Source organism: candidate division KSB1 bacterium (genome assembly GCA_034521575.1).
GTDB lineage: Bacteria > Zhuqueibacterota > Zhuqueibacteria > Residuimicrobiales > Krinioviventaceae > JAXHMJ01.
The window spans coordinates 182,352-199,642 of sequence record JAXHMJ010000001.1; the positions used below are offsets into that span (position 1 = coordinate 182,352).

A 17,291-nucleotide genomic window follows, 5' to 3' on the forward strand; every position below is an offset into this window, starting at 1 on the left:
TGAGGATTTTCAGCTTTTTGATTCTAATTTGTTTAACAGCCGGCTCATTGTCTGCGTCAGGCTTGGAAAATTATATGCGCGAAACCACCATGCCGCCGGTTCAGCTGTCACAGACCGATGCGTCTGAACATGCAGGCCTGAAAAATGTCAAGGCCGCTCTGTTCATGTCGGCAGCCCTGCCCGGCGCCGGTCAGGCCTATGCGGGAAACTGGCTGAAAGCTGCTCTTTTTGCGGCTGTGGAAGCGACGGGCTGGACCCTGTATGCGGTTTACAATGAAAAGGGTAAAGATATCCGCTCCGAATTCCACAGCTATGCGCATACCCATTGGAGCGAATCCTCGTACTGGAAATGGGTGGCGCATCAGGCCGGACTGGAATACAACGCTGATGATTTGACGGATTTGCGCGAGTGGGAGCATGAACATTTCAGTCACGGACTGCATGAACAGAAAGATCAACAGTACTATGAGATGATCGGAAAATACCATCAGTTCAATTACGGTTGGGATGATTTCAGAAACGAATATTCGATAACGATGACCCACCAGGAATTGAACAATATCGAAACCGAAAACCGTCACACCTATGAATCAAAACGCAATGATGCGAACCAGGCGTTCCGCACCGCCACATCCAGCGTGACGGTTGTCATGCTCAACCATATTCTCAGCGCCGCGGATGCGGCCTGGACCGCGTATTCCTTTAATAATCGGAGCGCGACACTGTCTCTCAAGGCCGAACCCCTGTATTTTGATCAGGATTTACAAACTGTACTGTCTTTACGTGTAAATTGGTGAACTCTATGCGAATTTTATTATTGTCTCTAACGTTATTTTGCTCACTTGCAGCTGCTCAAACATCGCATCTTGCGGATGAATGGTACCAGACCTCTCCATCGTTCACCGGCCTGCAGACGATGCAGTCCGAATCCCCCGGCGCTGCGCTGCAGCCTGAAAAAAACAGGGGCAAGGCGTTTTTCATGTCTTTGCTGGTTCCGGGATGGGGACAGCGGTATACAGAATCGCGTAACAAGATGCTGGCTTTTTTCGCTGCCGAGATCGGTCTGTGGATGACCTGTTCCGGTTTTGAACTGTACAGCGACTGGCGGCGCCAGGATTACCGCGCCTATGCCGCCCGCTATGCTGATGTCGATCTTGATGGTAAATCCGACAGTTACTTTATCGATGTCGGGAATTTTAACACTATTCATGATTATAACGCATACAAACTGCAGTGGCGTCAGCTCGCTGAATATTACGATGATGTTGATGCCAATTACTGGAACTGGCAGAGTAAAGAGCATCGTGAAGAATTTGATGATTTACGCATTTCTTCGGATACTGCTCATAACCGCGCAACCATGATGCTCGGTTTTATCATGGCCAATCATGTCATCAGTGCGGTTGATGCGCTGATCTCCGCCAGCAGACACCATAATCAACAGACGGTTCTGGACTGGAACCTGTTTCTGGGCGACGGTTATTATACGCCGCGTGTTCATTTCACCTTGACTAAACACTGGTGATCATTCTGCGAATCTGCAGAGGTTTTCTCTTTGAGTTTAATACTATTTGTTTCGCTTTCCGTTCTGATATTTGTTTTTCTCGCGGCGTTTTCTGTTGCGTCCCTAACTGAAAAAGAGTACAGAGCCTTTAGCATTTCTGCTGTTTTGACGGCGATTTTCCTTTTAATGCATACGGGACTGGTTATTTTCAATCCCGGATGGCTCTGGGGGATGAACCTGCTTTATTTTTTCCTGGTCGTGTTGTTCTTTATCCCCGCTGCTTCTTCTGATCTTGTAAACCTGAATCCCCAACCCATTGATGAACGAGATATTATGTTCGCCCGCGCCCGTTATCAGCCGGGTTTACGAGCCTATCAGGATTATTATACCCGAAATCCGCAAAAACAAAAAATCGACGATCAAATCCGTTCGCTGCCCGATCTCTTGAGCCCGGGCGGACCCTACTATGATGAGCGGTCCGCATCGATGGCGCATTTGTTTTTTGCAGAAACGGAACGTCTGGCGCAGCGGGCGGAAGGTGAGCCGGCTCTGGAACAGACACCGCTCAGTCCGGATGACGCGGCGGCACAGCTTAAATCAATGGCGCGTTCACTGGGGGCTGTGGACAGCGGGATTGCCCGAATACGGCCCGAGTATCTTTATACGCATATCGGACGCGGTCAGGGCGTTTATGGCGATCCGATTGATCTGGATCATCCCCGGGCTCTGGTCTTTGCGGTCGAGATGAAGTACAATCGGGTGCGTCAGGCGCCGAAGATTGCCGTCACTCTCGAATCCGCTGAACAATATCTGCAATCCGCTCATATTGCTGTCACAGTGGCAGAGTATATCCGTTCACTGGGCTATCCGGCGCGCGCTCATATCGACGGCAATTACCGGCTGATGCTTCCCGGTTTGGCGTCGGACGCGGGGCTGGGCGAAATTGGCCGTTTGGGGTATCTGATTCATCCGAGGTTCGGGGCTCGTGTCCGTCTGGCTGCGGTCAGCACGACGCTTCCGATCGCTGAGGACGAGCGTCGGGTGTTTGGCGTACAGGATTTTTGTGCGATTTGCAAAAAGTGTGCATCCAATTGTCCGGCTGGCGCTATTTCCTTTGGCCCCAAGAAAAATGTGCGCGGTGTGATCAAATGGTCTACTTGTCAAGAGGCGTGTTACCGTTACTGGCGAAGCATCGGCACGGACTGTGGACTGTGTATGCGCATATGCCCCTACAGCAAACCCGATACATGGACGCATAACCTCATTCGCAACCGGATGGCTCATTCCGCACCGGCCCGTCGGCTCGGGGTTTATGCGGATGATCTGTTTTATGGACAACGCCGGTATAACCGCGAATGACTTGCTTTTCGTGTTCAAACTTTATACATTATTCTAAAGTTAATACTTGACGAGGAGGAGTTATGGAAAATGGATTTCAGCCCGGAGATATTTTTTTTACCCGCGGAACCGGTTTTATCAGCAAAGCTATCCGGCTTTTTTCGCGTTCGTTCGGTGAAAGCCGGACCCGCGTGAACCACGTGGGCCTTGTCGTCACCGCCGGCTCTGTGAAAACATGCCGGGTGGTGGAAGCCCTGCATGTGGTGCGCCGTCATTCCCTTTGGAAACGCTACGGTCCGCCCAAGCCTGATCGTGTTGCTGTGTATCGGCCGCTGAATCTCAGCAGGGAGGAGATAGAGATTCTTGTTGAGGAAGCCAATGAACAGGTCGGGAAAACTTATGGATATCTCAAACTGCTGGCCCACTTGTTGGACTGGTTCCTGCAGGGCGCGTATGTGTTCCGCCGATTAACCCGAAACAAGAACTATCCCATCTGTTCCTGGCTGGTTGCGCATGCCTGTTCCAAAATTGACAAGCATTTCGGTGTTGATCCCGGTGCGGCGCAGCCGGATGATATCTGGGATTTTGTTCTCTCGAATCCGAAAAAATATATGCCGGTGTACCCTTTGGGACCGTTGGCAGCCGATGATGAGCCCAGACGTCTGGACAAGAAATAGATCAAGAAACGGGGATACAATTCGGCTATCCGAAATTTTTAACGGTGATTCAATCAATAGAAAAACTGTATAGGTACGGGCTGCCCGGGTATCAGTATCACTCTTTGACGTTTTGAAGGTAAATCAGCATTTGCGTCACCATAGTGTCAAGACATGCGATGCTTATTCAAAATGCTTCAGAGCGTTCTGCATACGGTCGAGCGCGAGTTTCAATCGGGAGCGCTGACAGCCAAAATTCAGGCGTACGAAACCCGGTCCTTTGAAAAACATCCCGTCCGATAATCCCACCCTGGCCTGCTCGAAAAAAGCCTGCGGTTTTTTGATACCGGTTTCGCGTGTGTCGATCCAGGCCAAATAAGTGGCCTCCACCGGGGTCATCGATAGCCCGGGCATGGCGTTAATGCGATTGTGAACCATTTGTGCATTGATCCTCAAGTAGGTCAAAAGCGTCCGGAGCCAGTTTTCTCCATGCTCATAAGCCGCCATAGCGCCCCGGTAAGCAAAAACATTGGGATGCGGGACAATTCCTTCAATGCTCTGCTTGAATTGCTTGCGCAATGTCGGATTTGAAATGACGGCAAAAGACAATCCCAGTCCGGGTAAATTAAAGGTTTTACTGGGCGCCATCAGGGTGAGGGTTCGGTCTGCAATTTCGGGTGACAGAGAAGCCATGGGAATATGAGTGCGGTTGCTGTCCAGCAGCAGATCGCAGTGAATTTCATCCGAACAGATGATCAGGTCATGATCGATGCAGATTTGCGCCGTCTGTGTCAACTCTTTGCGATCAAAGGCTCGCCCCAGAGGATTATGAGGATGACAGTGAAGAAACAGGCGTGTTTTATCAGAGATTGCATCGCACATCGCGTCAAAATCGAATTCATAGCGGTTCCGGTTCTTTGTCATGGAAAATGTCTGTAATTGCCGATCCATATTGCGGGGCGCGGACAAAAACGGCGGATAGATCGGTATGCTTGACAGGACTGCATCGCCCGGACTGCCGATGCTGCCGCAAACCGCATTTATCCCGCAAACCAGTCCGGGAAGCCACACCAGCCATTCCGGTTGTATTGTCCACTCGTAGCGCTGCTGCATCCTCTGTACAATAGCCGCTGTCAGATCGAGCGGCGGCAAAGTATATCCATATACGCCGTGTTCGGCGCGTTCAACCAGGCTTTGAATGACCCGAGGGGGAGATTTGAAATCCATATCCGCCACCCACATGGGAAGTATGTCAGTCTCTTTGTAGCGGTCCCACTTTAAACTTTCAGTGCCGTTCCGGTTTATTTTTTGATCGAAAGCTGAACTATCCATAATGACCTGTCATGTTATAATTAATATTGTTTTCCAGTTTGCATACCCAATAGTACGAATCCCGGACACGAACTCAAATAGAAAATTATTTAAAACTTTATTTTTCTGTAAAAGCAGTTGTGCAAAAGGTATGAATTTTGTATAATGATACTGTGTTATTGTATATAAAACCGAAATTGATTTGCATCAAAGTGAAGAGACAGTATGGCCCATATCCGGCAGATGAGCAGCAACGATTTGAATCTGGTCAATGCTCTATTATCCCGTGCCTTTACCCAGGGGCGGGTAGATGATGGTTATATGCACTCGCATGTACCGTTATGCCAGACTGATTTTTTGAAATGGTATTATAATCAGAACCCTGAAGGCTGTTTTGTGCTGGAGCATGAATCGCAGTGCCGGGGAGCCGCTTTTACGCACTTGTGGGGGGATACGGGCTGGTTTGGTCCGCTGGCCATTGCCCCGGAGCGGCATCTGACAGGTCTGGGCAAACAACTGCTGCTGCACTGCATTCGATATTTAAAGATGAAAGAGTGTAAAACCATTGGCCTGGAAACCAATCCGCGCAGCAAACGTAATATCGGGTTTTACGGCAGAATGGGATTTGTACCATCCTTGTTTTCAGTGGATATGATGTGTTCCCTCAGCATGGCCAAAATACCGGTCACTCCTCCGCATCAGACCATACGATATTCCCGTCTGAGTGAAAAGGACAGGAACGAAATGCGGGTTCGGATTCAGAGATTGACCGCCCAAATCGACCCCGGGGCCAGTTACACCGAGTTTATCAAGCAGACCGATGCCAGTCGTACCGGCGACACGTTGATGTTTATCTTTAAATCCGCTCCGGTCGGGTTTTGCGTGATGCAAAATACCCCCACTACGGTTGAAGAAAATCGAGCCATTATGAGAACCATTGTTTTCGCGGCGCATCCCCAGACACCCGAAGAGTATCTGAGATATATGATAAAAGACATTGAAATGTACGGCAAGGAGATGAACCTTTACCGTCACCTGATCCGGATTCCTTTTTACACACCGCGTCTGTTTCAATTGCTTTTAAAAATGGACTATCGGGTGATCAATACTGATATGCGTATGATAGTGGACGGATACCCCGAACAAGTCAAGAGTAATGCCATCTATGCAAACCGCTGGGTCTGATATGAGTGAACAGCCGAACCGAGTGATTTCAGCAAGCCGCAGACTGGATATGGTCGCCACTCAGCCGGAGCGTCTGGCGGAGACGTTGCAGAAAAAAGCAAAGCCGGAGGCGGTGCACAGTGTGGTGCTGTGGACCAAAAATCCCACCAACATGCTGCAGCATGAATCCCTTCGAACCTGTTTACTGGAATATGATCAGCTGTTTCTGCATTTTACTGTTACCGGTTTGGGCGGCACACTCTTGGAACCGGGCGTGCCCTCGCCTGAGCGGGTCTTGTCCTTTTTACCCGCATTGATCGGGTTTTTAGGCGACCCGCGCCGCATCCGTATTCGGTTTGATCCGGTCATAAAGATTCAGCTGCCGGACGGGTCGTTTCTCTCCAATTTTGGATATTTTGAACAGCTTGCACCCGTAATTGCAAAGTACGGGATTCAGGATGTATCGACAAGCTGGGTGCAGGTTTACGACAAGGTGCGACGTCGTTTGGCGCAGCATCAACTGCGCATCATCGAACCGTGTCAAGAGGAACGGGATGACCAGGCGGGCAAAATTCAGGATATTGCTGAACAACACGGCATCCGCATGCACTGGTGCTGTGTGAACGGAACCCCCCGGTCCCGCTGTATTGACGGCCCTTTGTTGAGTCAGCTGCATCCCAAAGGAGCAGCTGCCAATTGCGAGCGCGCCGGCGGACAAAGGCCGCGCTGCGGCTGTACAAAAAGCTGGGATATCGGCTGGTATTATAAATGTGATCATGGGTGTTTGTATTGTTACGGACAGCCGTCTGTATAACCGGAGGAAGAAAATGGAAATATTGTTCATTGCACTTGCTGTTATTTTTACACTGGCTGGATTTATCGGTTGCATTGTTCCGGCGCTGCCGGGCCCGCCATTGAATTTTTTGGCTCTGGTGTTTCTCAATCTGGCGCGTGAGCCGGACCCTTATAGTATCCGGTTTTTGATTATCATGGGAGTCATTGCCGTCGGGATCACTATTGTGGATAATGTGGTGCCGGCCTGGGGCGCCAAACGGTACGGCGCAACCAAACTGAGTGTATGGCTGGCTCTGGCCGGAACCCTGGTCGGTGTCATTTTTTTCGGTCCCCTCGGCATTATTCTGGGCGCGTTTCTGGGCGCGCTGCTGGGTGAATTGATCAGCGGTAAGGAAATACGCGACGCCTTAAAAGCCGGTTGGGGTGTCTTTATCGGTGTGTTTACCGGCATCATTCTCAAGGTGATTGTTTCCGGTGTGATCACATTCTATTTTATCAAGGAATTGATCTAAGATTAGACTTGAATTTCAGATGAATTATTTCTATGTTAATAGGCTATGTATTCAAAGGAAAAGGAGATACTTTTATGGGCAAAGCAATAGAATTAACGGATTCCAATTTTGAGGAAAACGTTGTAGAGTCGGATGTTCCGGTGCTTGTGGATTTTTGGGCTGTCTGGTGCGGACCCTGCAAAATGGTCGAACCGGTGGTCAATGAACTCGCTGATGAGTATGACGGAAAAATCAAAGTGGGCAAAGTGGATGTCGATAACAACCAAAAGATTGCTATGAATTACAATATTCGCAGTATTCCGACCTTGTTGCTGTTTAAAGACGGGGATGTTGTGGAAATGATGATTGGCGCCCAGCCGAAAAATAATCTCAAAGATAAAATAGACAAGCATTTATAATTGAATCCCATACCGGTGGTCTGCTCAACGGACCACCGGCTTTAAAAACATGAACAAAATCTATCCAATCATTCTCGCCGGTGGTACAGGAACCCGCTTCTGGCCTAAAAGCCGCGTATCCAAACCCAAACAGTATTTATCCTTGTTTGACGATGTCACGTTGATCCAGGCCACTGCCGCGCGGTTGTTGGGGGTGTGCGAACCGAAAGATCTGCTTATTGTTACGTCTGCAGAGCAGTCGCGCTGGATTTCGCAACACTTGCCGTGGGTGCCGCCGGAAAATGTGATTTATGAACCTGCCCGCCGCAATACGGGGCCCGCTGTCGGACTGGCTGCGCTGCAGGCGATGACGCGCAATCCGGATGCGGTGATGGTTCTGGCGCCGGCCGACCATCTGATCCGCCATTCAAAGGCGTTCGTGCAGGATGTCAATACAGCGGTGGAATGGATCCAAAACCACCCCGATGCTCTGATGACACTGGGTGTCCCGCCGACTTTTCCGGCGACCGGTTTCGGTTATATCCGTTGCGGTCAGGCGACATCAGAACCTGATCTGTACGCTGTTTCCGGGTTTTCTGAAAAACCCGACAGCGAGCGTGCGCAGCAATATCTGCAATCCGGGGATTATCTGTGGAATTGCGGCATGTTTGTCTGGAGAGCCGACACCATTTTGAATGCCATGCGCGAATTCATGCCTGAACTCTACAAAGGATTGCTCGCTCTGCGGCTGGTTATCGGAACGCAGGACTTTGAATCTGTTTTAAAAGACGTGTACAAAAATCTGCCCGCCGAATCCATTGATTACGGCATTATGGAACACACGAAAAATGCTTACGTGATCAAAGCGCATTTTGACTGGAACGATATCGGATCCTGGAAACAAGTTTTTGCAGAGACCGAACGGGATGCACAGGATAACGTGGTGAATGGACGCGTTTATTTAAAAGATACCAAGCATTGTTATATCGAGGCTGATGACCGAACCGTAGCGGTCATCGGGTTGGAAAATACCATTATCATCCAGACCCGGGATGCCTTGTTGATTTGTGATCAGGATAAAGCACAGGATGTCAAATGGCTGGTAAACGAACTCGAAAAAAACAACGAAAAGGACCTGTTGTAATACGGGGCCTGGACAATGAAACGGTTTTAAATGCGCTGGAAGCATTGGGCGGAATCTGGGTATTGACATCCGGCATGAGAACGGTGACTTTAAGAGCGCCGGATGCCGGGTGGAAGACAAAAATTTGATTTTATTGAAAAAAATGGCGCCCCTGTCCAAAAAGATCAAGGTGCTTTTGCGGGAATTGTCCGTGTTCGAAACCTCAAAGTTTGATCTTGATCCGGCCATACAGCGCCGTCTGGACGAAGAAAAAAAAGTGATTGAGGAGAATGATCATGCTTAAAGTAGAACTTGGAAAGCATTTTGACAGAAATTTATTTCTTACAGATTTGCAATCTGATACCAAAAAACAGGCGCTGGGGGAACTCTTGGATCTTTTTGTCGACACTGGATATATTAAAGACCGGGATGTGGTTCTGGAAATGCTGAACCAGCGGGAAACGTTGGGAAGCACCGGAATCGGCAATGCCATTGCGATACCGCACGGCAGGACAACAGCAGCGGCTGATGTGATTATCGCGTTCGGTAAATCCTCCAAAGGTATCGAATTTGACGCCATTGACAAGAAACCGGTTCATCTGTTTTTTATGGTGATTGCACCGCCCAATGACAAGGGTAATATTTATCTGCCGATTCTCGGTTCATTGGTGACTGTGCTGAACAAGCAAGAGAACCGTGAACAATTGATGTCTATCGAAACATTTGATGAGCTCATGTCCATTATAAATGGAGAATGATTATGATGAATAAGGATCTGGAAAAACTGGTCTATTTACAGGACCTGGATTTGATGATAGAGGAAGCAGAGGACGTTGAAAAGCTCGGTTTTTCTATAACCGGATGTGACGAACTCAAACAGGCGAGAGAAGAAACCGCTGAAAAAATCAGCAAACCCAGCCTTTACCGGTATGAACGCCTGCGCGGAAAATTAAAACGTGCGATCGTGCCTGTCAAAAACGATATCTGTCTGGGTTGTTTTTTACGCCAGCCGACGTCAAAGGGAAAACAGGGAAGAGAACGCTCTGAAATTTTTACCTGCGAAAATTGCGGTCGTATGCTTTACTGGCTCGACTGACAGCAGCCCGCTCCTGATTGTCTCTCATGGCCCTGTTCCGGGGAATAAAATTTCTATTTTATGGTTTAAAGAGGGTAAAAAAAGAATATGAAAGTTTACCTGACAAAACAGATGCATTTTAATGCCGCGCACCGGCTGCATTCGGAACAACTGAGCGACTCGGAAAATCAAGAGACTTATGGGGTCTGCAACAACCCGATGGGACATGGACATAATTATGATTTGGAAATAACGGTGGTCGGGTCACCGGATCCGGTGACCGGTATGGTCATGGATTTAAAGGAGCTCAAGGACATTGTCCATGAACATGTCATTTCCAAAGTTGATCATAAACATTTGAATTTTGATGTTCCCTTTATGCGTAATGTTGTGCCGACCGCGGAAAATATGGCTGTCGCGTTCTGGAATCAGCTGATAGGAAAATTTCCCGGCGCAGACCTGTACGAGATCAAATTGTATGAAACGCCCCGGAATATTGTGGTCTACAGAGGAGAACAGGAATGAGCAAAAAACTGGAACAGTCGGTTACGGAAATTTTAAAGGAGATTGGTGAAGACCCCGGGCGGGAAGGTTTACTGAAAACACCAAAGCGCGTGGCCAAAGCCTACGAGTATTTGACCCAGGGGTATGATGCGGATCTGAAAAAAATTGTCAATGACGCGCTTTTTCATGAAGATGTTGAAGAAATGATTGTGGCGCGCGATATCGAATTTTATAGCATGTGCGAACACCACATGCTTCCGTTTTACGGCAAATGCCATATTGCCTATTTGCCCAAAGGCAAAGTCATCGGTCTCAGCAAAATGCCGCGTATTGTTGATATGTTTTCCAGACGTCTGCAGGCTCCAGGAACGTCTGACCAATCAAATTGCGAAAACGCTGCAGGAGATTCTGACACCGTATGGTGTGGGCGTGATCATGGAAGGAACGCATTTGTGTATGCGCATGCGCGGTGTTGAAAAGCAAAACAGTGTTGTCACGTCCAGCGCTATGCTGGGTACCTTTCGCAGCGAACGGGCGACGCGTATGGAATTTTTAAGCCTGATACAGAACGGGAGATCCGTATGATAACAGCCTGGGTCACCGGCGGGTCCAGCGGTATCGGCAGGGCGATTGCCGGGGCATTGGTCGAACATGATGTGCGTGTGGTTTTGTCCGCACGCGAAAAAACACGCCTTGAACAGGCTGCAGAGTCGATTACAACGGACGATAACCGGGTCAAACCCATCGTGTGCAATTCCGCCGGCAGCCGCGATGTTGAGGCATTGATGCGCAGCGTATCCAACAGCTGGGCGGGATCGATCTTTTGGTGAATAATGCCGGTGTGGCGCATTTTCAGGACATTGCCGCACTGAGTGAAGAGCATTGGGATGATATGATGCAGGTTAACGCCAAAGGCGCATTTTTGTGCAGCAAGGCGGTTCTGCCGGGCATGGTTGCCCGCGGACAAGGACACATTATCAATATCGTTTCCGTGGCCGGACGCCAACCGTTCCCGGGGAGCGGCGGCTATTGCGCCTCAAAATATGCCATGCAGGGATTTACCGATGTATTGCGCATGGAAGCGCGACAATACGGCATCCGGGTGACGTCATTAATGCCGGGCGCCACAGCAACCCCGCTATGGGGTGATGCGCCGGTCAATTTTGATGCCATGATGCAACCGGAAACGGTTGCACGGGCGGTGGTGGATATCTATCAAACGCCCAGAGACGCCATGATCGAAGAAGTGGTGCTGCGGCCGCAGGGCGGAGATCTGTAAACGGTAACCGTTTTCAGATACCTGGATCTTACCTTTACAAAAGGAACCCAGATGAACAAAACGATCGTTATCCTGCTGGCAGCAGCAGGTGATTCCGACAGCGTCACAGTCGAGGTCCTGGCGCAATCTACCCAACGTTGGGACGGCCAGCCCTTGCCCGAGTATGAATTAGGCGCAGCCGAGGTGACGATCCTCCGAACTGCCATTCCGCCTCGTACTAAACTGCCCCTGCACGCGCATCCGGTCATCAATGCCGGGGCGCTGCTGAAAGGTCAGCTGACTGTGGTGAAAAAGACATCATCTCATGGCAGGCCAGTCCATTATCGAGGTGGTGGATACCCCGCATTATGGTATCAACGAGGGTGATAGACCTGCTGAAATTATTGTGTTTTACGCCGGTGTCAGGATAAACCGATCACGCTGAAAGGCGCTGATCTGAAAAAATTCAAGCTTTTTTTATCTAAAATATCAGGGTTATCATGTCCGATCCAATTCTGTTTGAACCCATCGGTATCATCCATTCACCGCATACCGAGCCGGCCCAGGTTCCCATCCAGCCGGTATTTTGCGGGAATATCAGAGCAAGTGTGCATCTTGATCCGCACTATGCAGACGGACTCTTGCATCTGGACGGATTTTCGCATATCTATCTGTTTTACTGGTTTCATCGTTCGGCAAAGACAGCATTGCAGCTCACACCCTATCTGATGGATAAACTTGTGGGTATATTTGCCACGCGGGCGCCGCATCGCCCCAATAAATTGGGAATGAGCCTGGTGCAGCTGCTGCAAATTGAGGATAATGTGCTGCATATACAGGGCGTGGATATCCTTGACGGCACGCCGCTGCTGGATATCAAGCCGTATATCAAACGCTTTGATCAGCGGGAGCAGGTACGCTCGGGATGGCAGGAAGGCGTGGATGACGACGAAGCGGCGTCGCGCGGAAACCGGGATTACAAGTCTGACTGATTGTCCTGAAGATTGTGTCGTTTTTTAAATAACGCACTCTGGATGATTACTGAATTCTGTACGTTCACGTTAAAAATGATCGGAAATCACCAAGCCCATGAACCCTCAAAAAGCTGAGCAGATTAGCCGATTGCCTTCGTATACCCGGTTATAGGGGGAGGTCTCCCCCTCGCTAAACCGGCGTTGTAGAACTTTTTGTTGTATTATTGCCGGTTTTTCGTATATTCAGGTGGTTGTAAACAACAAGGGGCGCTTGAAATGTGTATGAACAGGAGGAAAACAATGAGAACAAGACGCTATTTTTGGGTTCTTTTCCTGTTTCTGGTTCCCGTATGCGTATGGGGCCAAAAACAAAAGATCGAGAAACTGGAGGATATGCCGGTTTTTAATTACGAGATTCCGGCCAAACCGTCAGACTTTATTCAGCAGAAAAGCGGTTTTGACGCGTTTGTCGATCAAGTGGAAGCGGATCTCAAAGGGGTTCTGCAGGATTACGAGATTAATGATAAAACAACATTAAAGGATATTTACGGGGCTCTGATCACCGTCGCGCTGCTGGAACAGGATGCGGAACGGGTGCTCAAATGGGTGGAAAAACGGCGGGAACTGGAGGAAAAGCCGGCGTCCAAATTGATGAGCGGTCTGAATGCCCGCATTCTCGCCCAAACCTGGCAGGAAAAAAACAGCTATGAACCGGACCAAATCCGCGACGCGTTTCGTGCCAAATTCAAGGCCGTCGTGGATTCTCTGCCCTGGGATGTGGTGCAGGACCAGGTGGAATCGACCAAGGGCGCGTTTGAAATGATGAGCCCGAATGTTTACATTGGTGTTGTTCAATCTCAAATGGACCCGGCCTTTGAAAAAACAAACTCTATCAGCGGGGAGGCGGCCAAGAGTCTGCTGAATATTCGCAGCGCCCTGACCCTGATGTATCATTTGCGTTCAGAGATCATCGAGACCTATGATGCCTATATCCAGAACAATAAAGTGGAAAAACAGAATATCTGGCCGGACCGCAATGTCGTTTTTGACGGCACTGAAGGATACAGCCCGGTTCTGATCGGTATCTGGGATTCCGGTGTGGATGCCGATGTATTCGGCGATCAGATGTGGGTTAATGCAGACGAACAGCCGGACGGCGCGGATCATGACGGCAACGGTTATGTCGATGATATTCACGGTATTGCGTTTGATCTTGAGGAATACTATTCTCCCGATCTGCTGTATCCGCTGCCGCCCGAACAGGCGGAGCGAACCTCTGATATGATCGCGCAGACAAAGGGTCTGCAAGATCTCCAGGCCGCGGTGAACAGCGAAGAAGCTCAGGTGCTGCGCAAACGCCTGGGCTCAATGCCTTCGGAACAAGTGAAACCGTTTTTGGAGGATTTGATGATGTTTGCCCTGTACATGCACGGCACGCATGTATCGGGCATTGCCGCGGACGGTAATCCGTATGCACGTATCCTCGGCGCGCGCATTACCTTTGATTATCGTTCCATACCGGCTCCGCCTTCGGTGGAACAGGCAACGCGCGCGTGTGAAAACTATATGAACACCGTCCGTTATTTCCAGGAGCACGGGGTGCGCACCGTGAACATGAGCTGGGGCTGGACGTTCTCGGAAATCGAAGGCATGCTGGAGGCCAACGGCATCGGCAAAGACGCGGAAGAGCGGCGCGAAAAAACCCGTGAGATTTTCACGATTTACAAAGACGGATTGTACAACGCCATCAAGAGCGCGCCGGAGATTCTGTTTGTCACCGCGGCCGGCAATTCGGATAATGACGTCGAATTTGATCAGGTCATCCCGTCTTCGTTTGATCTGCCGAATCTGCTGGTGGCCGGCGCTGTGGATCAGGCCGGTGAAGAGACCTCGTTTACCAGTTTCGGCGAGCGGGTCACATTGCATGCCAACGGGTTCGAGGTTGACAGCTATCTGCCGGGCGGTACGCGCATGAAAGCCTCCGGTACGTCTATGGCATCCCCGAATGTGGTCAATCTGGTCGGAAAACTACTGGCTGTCAATCCCGATTTGACCCCGGCTGAGGTGATTGATGTCATTAAAGCGGGCGTCGAGACCAGCGAGGACAGCCGTCTGTTCCTCATTAATCCGAAACAATCGCTGAATGCGCTTGTATCCGATTAAATTGTAAATTCTGCACCAGGGACTGTTGAAGAAATGCCGCCGCATCATCAGCGTGCCGCGGCATTTTTTTGCACCTTGACCTACCGAACAAGCATCATCTTGAACCGGCGGCTCCCGCTGCTGATTCGGCAGATATAAACACCGGACGGCACAGCATGTCCCGCACGGTCACGGCCCTGCCAGGTCAGACGATGCCGCCCGGCATCATAGTGGCGCTTGTCCCGGCTGTAAACCGTTCTGCCCAGTGCGCTGTAAATATCGATTTGTACGTCTGCCGGGTGTGCGAGCACAAATTCAAACTGTGTACTCGAATTAAATGGATTTGGCCGGTTTGGATATAGAATAAACTTGCGGGGATAACTGACTGCAACGGTCAGCGAATCCAGAAACGTTCGTTTTCCGTCCGTGTCAATCTGAAATAACCGGTATTCAAAGTCGCCGTACCCGGCAGGCCGGTCTGTGTATGTATACATCTGTGGACGCGTCGTGGTGCCGGCGCCGTTGATAAAGGCGACCGGTATCGGAGCAGTTCCGGATGCTGAACGCTGGATTTCAAATCCCAGGTTCCGCTCCTCCGACGCGGTCTGCCACTGCAGATGCACCTGCTGATCCTCAACCCGGGCGCTGAATCCGGTCAGACTGACCGGCAGAAACTGGTCCGATGAATACACATCTCCCCAGGAACTCGGAACATCCGGCGAAGACGCAGACGGCCAGCCCAGGTCATCCTGACTGTATTCCCAAACCGCAAATCCCAGGGTATCGTCCTGTCCCGCGGTCACCCCCAGGGTACTGTAATCAACAAGCAATTCCACGGTCCAAAACGGGTTGGTCGATATATAGCAATCCCAGCCGGTTGCAGGGATTTGCGGTGTCCAGCTGCCGCTGCTGCCGATGTGCGCGCTCTGGCTGCCGTTGGAATTGACCCGGATGCACAAATCACTGCTCTGCGGGGAAAACGGGTCATCGTTGTTCCTATCGAAACAAAAATGCAGTTCCGTGGTGGCGCCGGGCGGAGCGGAGGTAAAAGAAAAATACAGTGCCTGCTGTTCAACCGCCTTGCAGTTGATGCTGCGGCTGTTTGGAATTTGCAAACTGGTACAATCATCGATTTCTTCTGAATAAATAACCCCGTCAATAGCCACCGGATTTTGCGAGTACGGCATGTCCAGACCGTAGCCACCCGGGTCCAGAGTCACGGTTGCGTTCCAGTAACGCCAGGGCACAGCCACCGCCTGCGGGGTCACCGACCAGTTGTCGCGCACGATCACCCAGTCGTCCAGCGGCGCAGGAGCCCCGGCGTCCGGATCGTACTGCTCCAGGTAACCAATCCCGGTGACAGCATGCCCCGGTTCTGCTCTCACGTCCAGATACCAGTATTCATACGGCGCGTCTTCGATCTGCGGCGTGTTGGCCGGTGGGATATTCCAGGTGTACCAGGTAACCGGCTCGGGCAGCGACACATCAGCCAGAGTATCTCCCGGCGAAATGTCCCAGTTGGAAAAACACAGAATCACCGGACGTCCGGCATCGATTTCTGCCTTTATATGGTCAAAACCTTCGGTATAATCCATGTCCACCGTCCATTCTGTGTCCAGTTTATTCGGCAGCACCTGCGAATTGGTATAGCCGTAGGTGAGATCCGTATCCCAGGGAAAGAATTCAGCCAGTCCGGGTTCAATATCCTGGCGCAGGGTGCCGGTCAGGCCCCGTGAGGCATTGTCGCGGCTGGAACTGCCGCCGCCGTTGGTGGCGCAAAACCACGCAATATCCGCTGCTGCTTTATACCCGGACAGACCGCCAAGCACCCCGTAGGCGCCGGCGCGTTTTTGCACCGTGTCCCAGTATTCAATGATATTCACAGCCGACATGGGCAGGCAGTACGCCGCCTGTGCATTGGCCGGCGGCTGATTGTTGTCCGGAACATTCCCGATCATGCTGCCGGGAACCGCGCTGTTCACCAGCGCCGGCAGGATGATGATGCTGATAAAAACACACAAACGCTGCATGATGATCCCCTTTTTATAGTGAATAAAACAAGAAATTGTCGGAATGTCAGATACTTATCAAAACAGTCCGTAAATTGGATTTATTTCAACACCGGTTAAAAGAACGGGCGCAGGCTGAGATTCATATGTGCAATCATATATTGTGTCGTACCGGAATCCGCTTTTAAAGGGGGAAGCATCCCCCTCGCTACAGCCAGGCTGCCGCCCCGTGAGATAGGCATTTGATGTGTGAGTCGGGTAAAAGCGGCAGGGGATTCTTATCGATTTTTTTAAATAGGAGGCCCTCATGATCTCACGGGGGCGGGCACCGCCTCGCTAAACCGGCAGCATAAACGGTTTGCCCAGCCGTCATTGCACCCCTTCCGGGATATCCAATCCATGCGAACCTCGACAGCCGGTTTACCGTCCTGCTGAGAAACGCAGGCCGGCCGCTCGGCTGCCTGTCTTCCGCTACCCCCTCTTTTTTCAGGTCCTGCCCCGTGCGCTTGTCATTGCGTCCGTGCGAGGGATGGAGCCTCCATTGTTGCT

Annotated in this window: 18 protein-coding genes and 2 pseudogenes; 18 read left to right on the forward strand and 2 right to left on the reverse strand. The window is 50.6% G+C overall.

Annotated features, from left to right (window positions below):
* Window positions 1–74: 74 nt before the first annotated feature.
* The 4 genes from U5R06_00795 (at window position 75) to U5R06_00810 (ending at window position 3,519) form a co-directional block, all read left to right on the forward strand.
* Window positions 75–797: a DUF5683 domain-containing protein gene (locus tag U5R06_00795; protein MDZ7721380.1), complete on the forward strand. Its 723-nt coding sequence runs from the start codon at window positions 75–77 to the stop codon at window positions 795–797.
* Between the two features lie 5 nt (window positions 798–802).
* Complete coding sequence (locus tag U5R06_00800) at window positions 803–1,525, forward strand: DUF5683 domain-containing protein (GenBank protein ID MDZ7721381.1); 723 nt, start codon at window positions 803–805, stop codon at window positions 1,523–1,525.
* Window positions 1,526–1,555: 30 nt separating this feature from the next.
* Window positions 1,556–2,863: a reductive dehalogenase domain-containing protein gene (locus U5R06_00805; protein ID MDZ7721382.1), complete on the forward strand. Its 1,308-nt coding sequence runs from the start codon at window positions 1,556–1,558 to the stop codon at window positions 2,861–2,863.
* Window positions 2,864–2,925: 62 nt separating this feature from the next.
* Complete coding sequence (locus tag U5R06_00810) at window positions 2,926–3,519, forward strand: YiiX/YebB-like N1pC/P60 family cysteine hydrolase (protein ID MDZ7721383.1); 594 nt, start codon at window positions 2,926–2,928, stop codon at window positions 3,517–3,519.
* Window positions 3,520–3,681: 162 nt separating this feature from the next.
* Here U5R06_00810 and U5R06_00815 read toward each other — a convergent pair whose 3' ends face one another.
* Window positions 3,682–4,830 (reverse strand): PatB family C-S lyase, encoded by a 1,149-nt coding sequence (locus U5R06_00815; GenBank protein ID MDZ7721384.1) that lies wholly within the window; start codon window positions 4,828–4,830, stop codon window positions 3,682–3,684.
* Between the two features lie 204 nt (window positions 4,831–5,034).
* Between U5R06_00815 and U5R06_00820 the strand changes: the two genes are divergently transcribed.
* The 14 genes and pseudogenes from U5R06_00820 (at window position 5,035) to U5R06_00885 (ending at window position 14,754) form a co-directional block, all read left to right on the forward strand.
* The gene (locus tag U5R06_00820; GenBank protein MDZ7721385.1) at window positions 5,035–5,994 is read left to right on the forward strand and encodes a GNAT family N-acetyltransferase; all 960 of its coding nucleotides are present in this window, start codon (window positions 5,035–5,037) and stop codon (window positions 5,992–5,994) included.
* 1 nt (window position 5,995) lies between these two features.
* Window positions 5,996–6,787 (forward strand): DUF1848 family protein, encoded by a 792-nt coding sequence (locus U5R06_00825; GenBank protein MDZ7721386.1) that lies wholly within the window; start codon window positions 5,996–5,998, stop codon window positions 6,785–6,787.
* Window positions 6,788–6,800: 13 nt separating this feature from the next.
* Window positions 6,801–7,280: a DUF456 domain-containing protein gene (locus U5R06_00830; protein ID MDZ7721387.1), complete on the forward strand. Its 480-nt coding sequence runs from the start codon at window positions 6,801–6,803 to the stop codon at window positions 7,278–7,280.
* Window positions 7,281–7,354: 74 nt separating this feature from the next.
* Window positions 7,355–7,678, forward strand: a complete 324-nt coding sequence (trxA, locus tag U5R06_00835; protein ID MDZ7721388.1) for a thioredoxin — start codon at window positions 7,355–7,357, stop codon at window positions 7,676–7,678.
* 49 nt (window positions 7,679–7,727) lie between these two features.
* Entirely contained in the window at window positions 7,728–8,801 is a 1,074-nt protein-coding gene (locus U5R06_00840) for a mannose-1-phosphate guanylyltransferase (GenBank protein ID MDZ7721389.1), read from the forward strand.
* Between the two features lie 109 nt (window positions 8,802–8,910).
* Complete coding sequence (locus U5R06_00845) at window positions 8,911–9,084, forward strand: hypothetical protein (GenBank protein MDZ7721390.1); 174 nt, start codon at window positions 8,911–8,913, stop codon at window positions 9,082–9,084.
* The gene (locus U5R06_00850; GenBank protein ID MDZ7721391.1) at window positions 9,077–9,538 is read left to right on the forward strand and encodes a PTS sugar transporter subunit IIA; all 462 of its coding nucleotides are present in this window, start codon (window positions 9,077–9,079) and stop codon (window positions 9,536–9,538) included. The genes U5R06_00845 and U5R06_00850 overlap by 8 nt, the downstream gene beginning before the upstream one ends.
* 2 nt (window positions 9,539–9,540) lie before the next feature.
* Window positions 9,541–9,876, forward strand: a complete 336-nt coding sequence (locus U5R06_00855; GenBank protein MDZ7721392.1) for a hypothetical protein — start codon at window positions 9,541–9,543, stop codon at window positions 9,874–9,876.
* Between the two features lie 87 nt (window positions 9,877–9,963).
* Complete coding sequence (locus tag U5R06_00860) at window positions 9,964–10,380, forward strand: 6-carboxytetrahydropterin synthase (protein ID MDZ7721393.1); 417 nt, start codon at window positions 9,964–9,966, stop codon at window positions 10,378–10,380.
* Window positions 10,381–10,388: 8 nt separating this feature from the next.
* A pseudogene (gene folE / locus U5R06_00865) lies at window positions 10,389–10,944 on the forward strand (GTP cyclohydrolase I FolE).
* A pseudogene (locus tag U5R06_00870) lies at window positions 10,941–11,638 on the forward strand (SDR family NAD(P)-dependent oxidoreductase). The pseudogenes folE and U5R06_00870 overlap by 4 nt, the downstream one beginning before the upstream one ends.
* Window positions 11,639–11,689: 51 nt before the next feature.
* Window positions 11,690–12,004 (forward strand): hypothetical protein, encoded by a 315-nt coding sequence (locus U5R06_00875; protein ID MDZ7721394.1) that lies wholly within the window; start codon window positions 11,690–11,692, stop codon window positions 12,002–12,004.
* 113 nt (window positions 12,005–12,117) lie between these two features.
* Complete coding sequence (tsaA, locus tag U5R06_00880; GenBank protein ID MDZ7721395.1) at window positions 12,118–12,609, forward strand: tRNA (N6-threonylcarbamoyladenosine(37)-N6)-methyltransferase TrmO; 492 nt, start codon at window positions 12,118–12,120, stop codon at window positions 12,607–12,609.
* Between the two features lie 282 nt (window positions 12,610–12,891).
* Complete coding sequence (locus U5R06_00885; GenBank protein ID MDZ7721396.1) at window positions 12,892–14,754, forward strand: S8 family serine peptidase; 1,863 nt, start codon at window positions 12,892–12,894, stop codon at window positions 14,752–14,754.
* An 80-nt stretch (window positions 14,755–14,834) separates the two neighbouring features.
* Here the strand turns inward: U5R06_00885 and U5R06_00890 are convergent, their stop codons facing one another.
* Window positions 14,835–16,763, reverse strand: coding sequence for a FlgD immunoglobulin-like domain containing protein (locus U5R06_00890; protein MDZ7721397.1), 1,929 nt, complete (start codon window positions 16,761–16,763; stop codon window positions 14,835–14,837).
* Between the last annotated feature and the right edge of the window lie 528 nt (window positions 16,764–17,291).

Bases quoted from the DNA above. Each gene is read 5' to 3' on its own strand.
- U5R06_00795 (MDZ7721380.1), top strand. From the start codon at position 75: ATGCGCGAAACCACCATGCCGCCGGTTCAGCTGTCACAGACCGATGCG.
- U5R06_00800 (MDZ7721381.1), top strand. From the start codon at position 803: ATGCGAATTTTATTATTGTCTCTAACGTTATTTTGCTCACTTGCAGCT.
- U5R06_00810 (MDZ7721383.1), top strand. From the start codon at position 2,926: ATGGAAAATGGATTTCAGCCCGGAGATATTTTTTTTACCCGCGGAACC.
- U5R06_00815 (MDZ7721384.1), bottom strand. From the start codon at position 4,830: ATGGATAGTTCAGCTTTCGATCAAAAAATAAACCGGAACGGCACTGAA.
- U5R06_00820 (MDZ7721385.1), top strand. From the start codon at position 5,035: ATGGCCCATATCCGGCAGATGAGCAGCAACGATTTGAATCTGGTCAAT.
- U5R06_00825 (MDZ7721386.1), top strand. From the start codon at position 5,996: ATGAGTGAACAGCCGAACCGAGTGATTTCAGCAAGCCGCAGACTGGAT.
- U5R06_00830 (MDZ7721387.1), top strand. From the start codon at position 6,801: ATGGAAATATTGTTCATTGCACTTGCTGTTATTTTTACACTGGCTGGA.
- trxA (MDZ7721388.1), top strand. From the start codon at position 7,355: ATGGGCAAAGCAATAGAATTAACGGATTCCAATTTTGAGGAAAACGTT.
- U5R06_00840 (MDZ7721389.1), top strand. From the start codon at position 7,728: ATGAACAAAATCTATCCAATCATTCTCGCCGGTGGTACAGGAACCCGC.
- U5R06_00850 (MDZ7721391.1), top strand. From the start codon at position 9,077: ATGCTTAAAGTAGAACTTGGAAAGCATTTTGACAGAAATTTATTTCTT.
- U5R06_00855 (MDZ7721392.1), top strand. From the start codon at position 9,541: ATGATGAATAAGGATCTGGAAAAACTGGTCTATTTACAGGACCTGGAT.
- U5R06_00860 (MDZ7721393.1), top strand. From the start codon at position 9,964: ATGAAAGTTTACCTGACAAAACAGATGCATTTTAATGCCGCGCACCGG.
- U5R06_00875 (MDZ7721394.1), top strand. From the start codon at position 11,690: ATGAACAAAACGATCGTTATCCTGCTGGCAGCAGCAGGTGATTCCGAC.
- tsaA (MDZ7721395.1), top strand. From the start codon at position 12,118: ATGTCCGATCCAATTCTGTTTGAACCCATCGGTATCATCCATTCACCG.
- U5R06_00885 (MDZ7721396.1), top strand. From the start codon at position 12,892: ATGAGAACAAGACGCTATTTTTGGGTTCTTTTCCTGTTTCTGGTTCCC.
- U5R06_00890 (MDZ7721397.1), bottom strand. From the start codon at position 16,763: ATGCAGCGTTTGTGTGTTTTTATCAGCATCATCATCCTGCCGGCGCTG.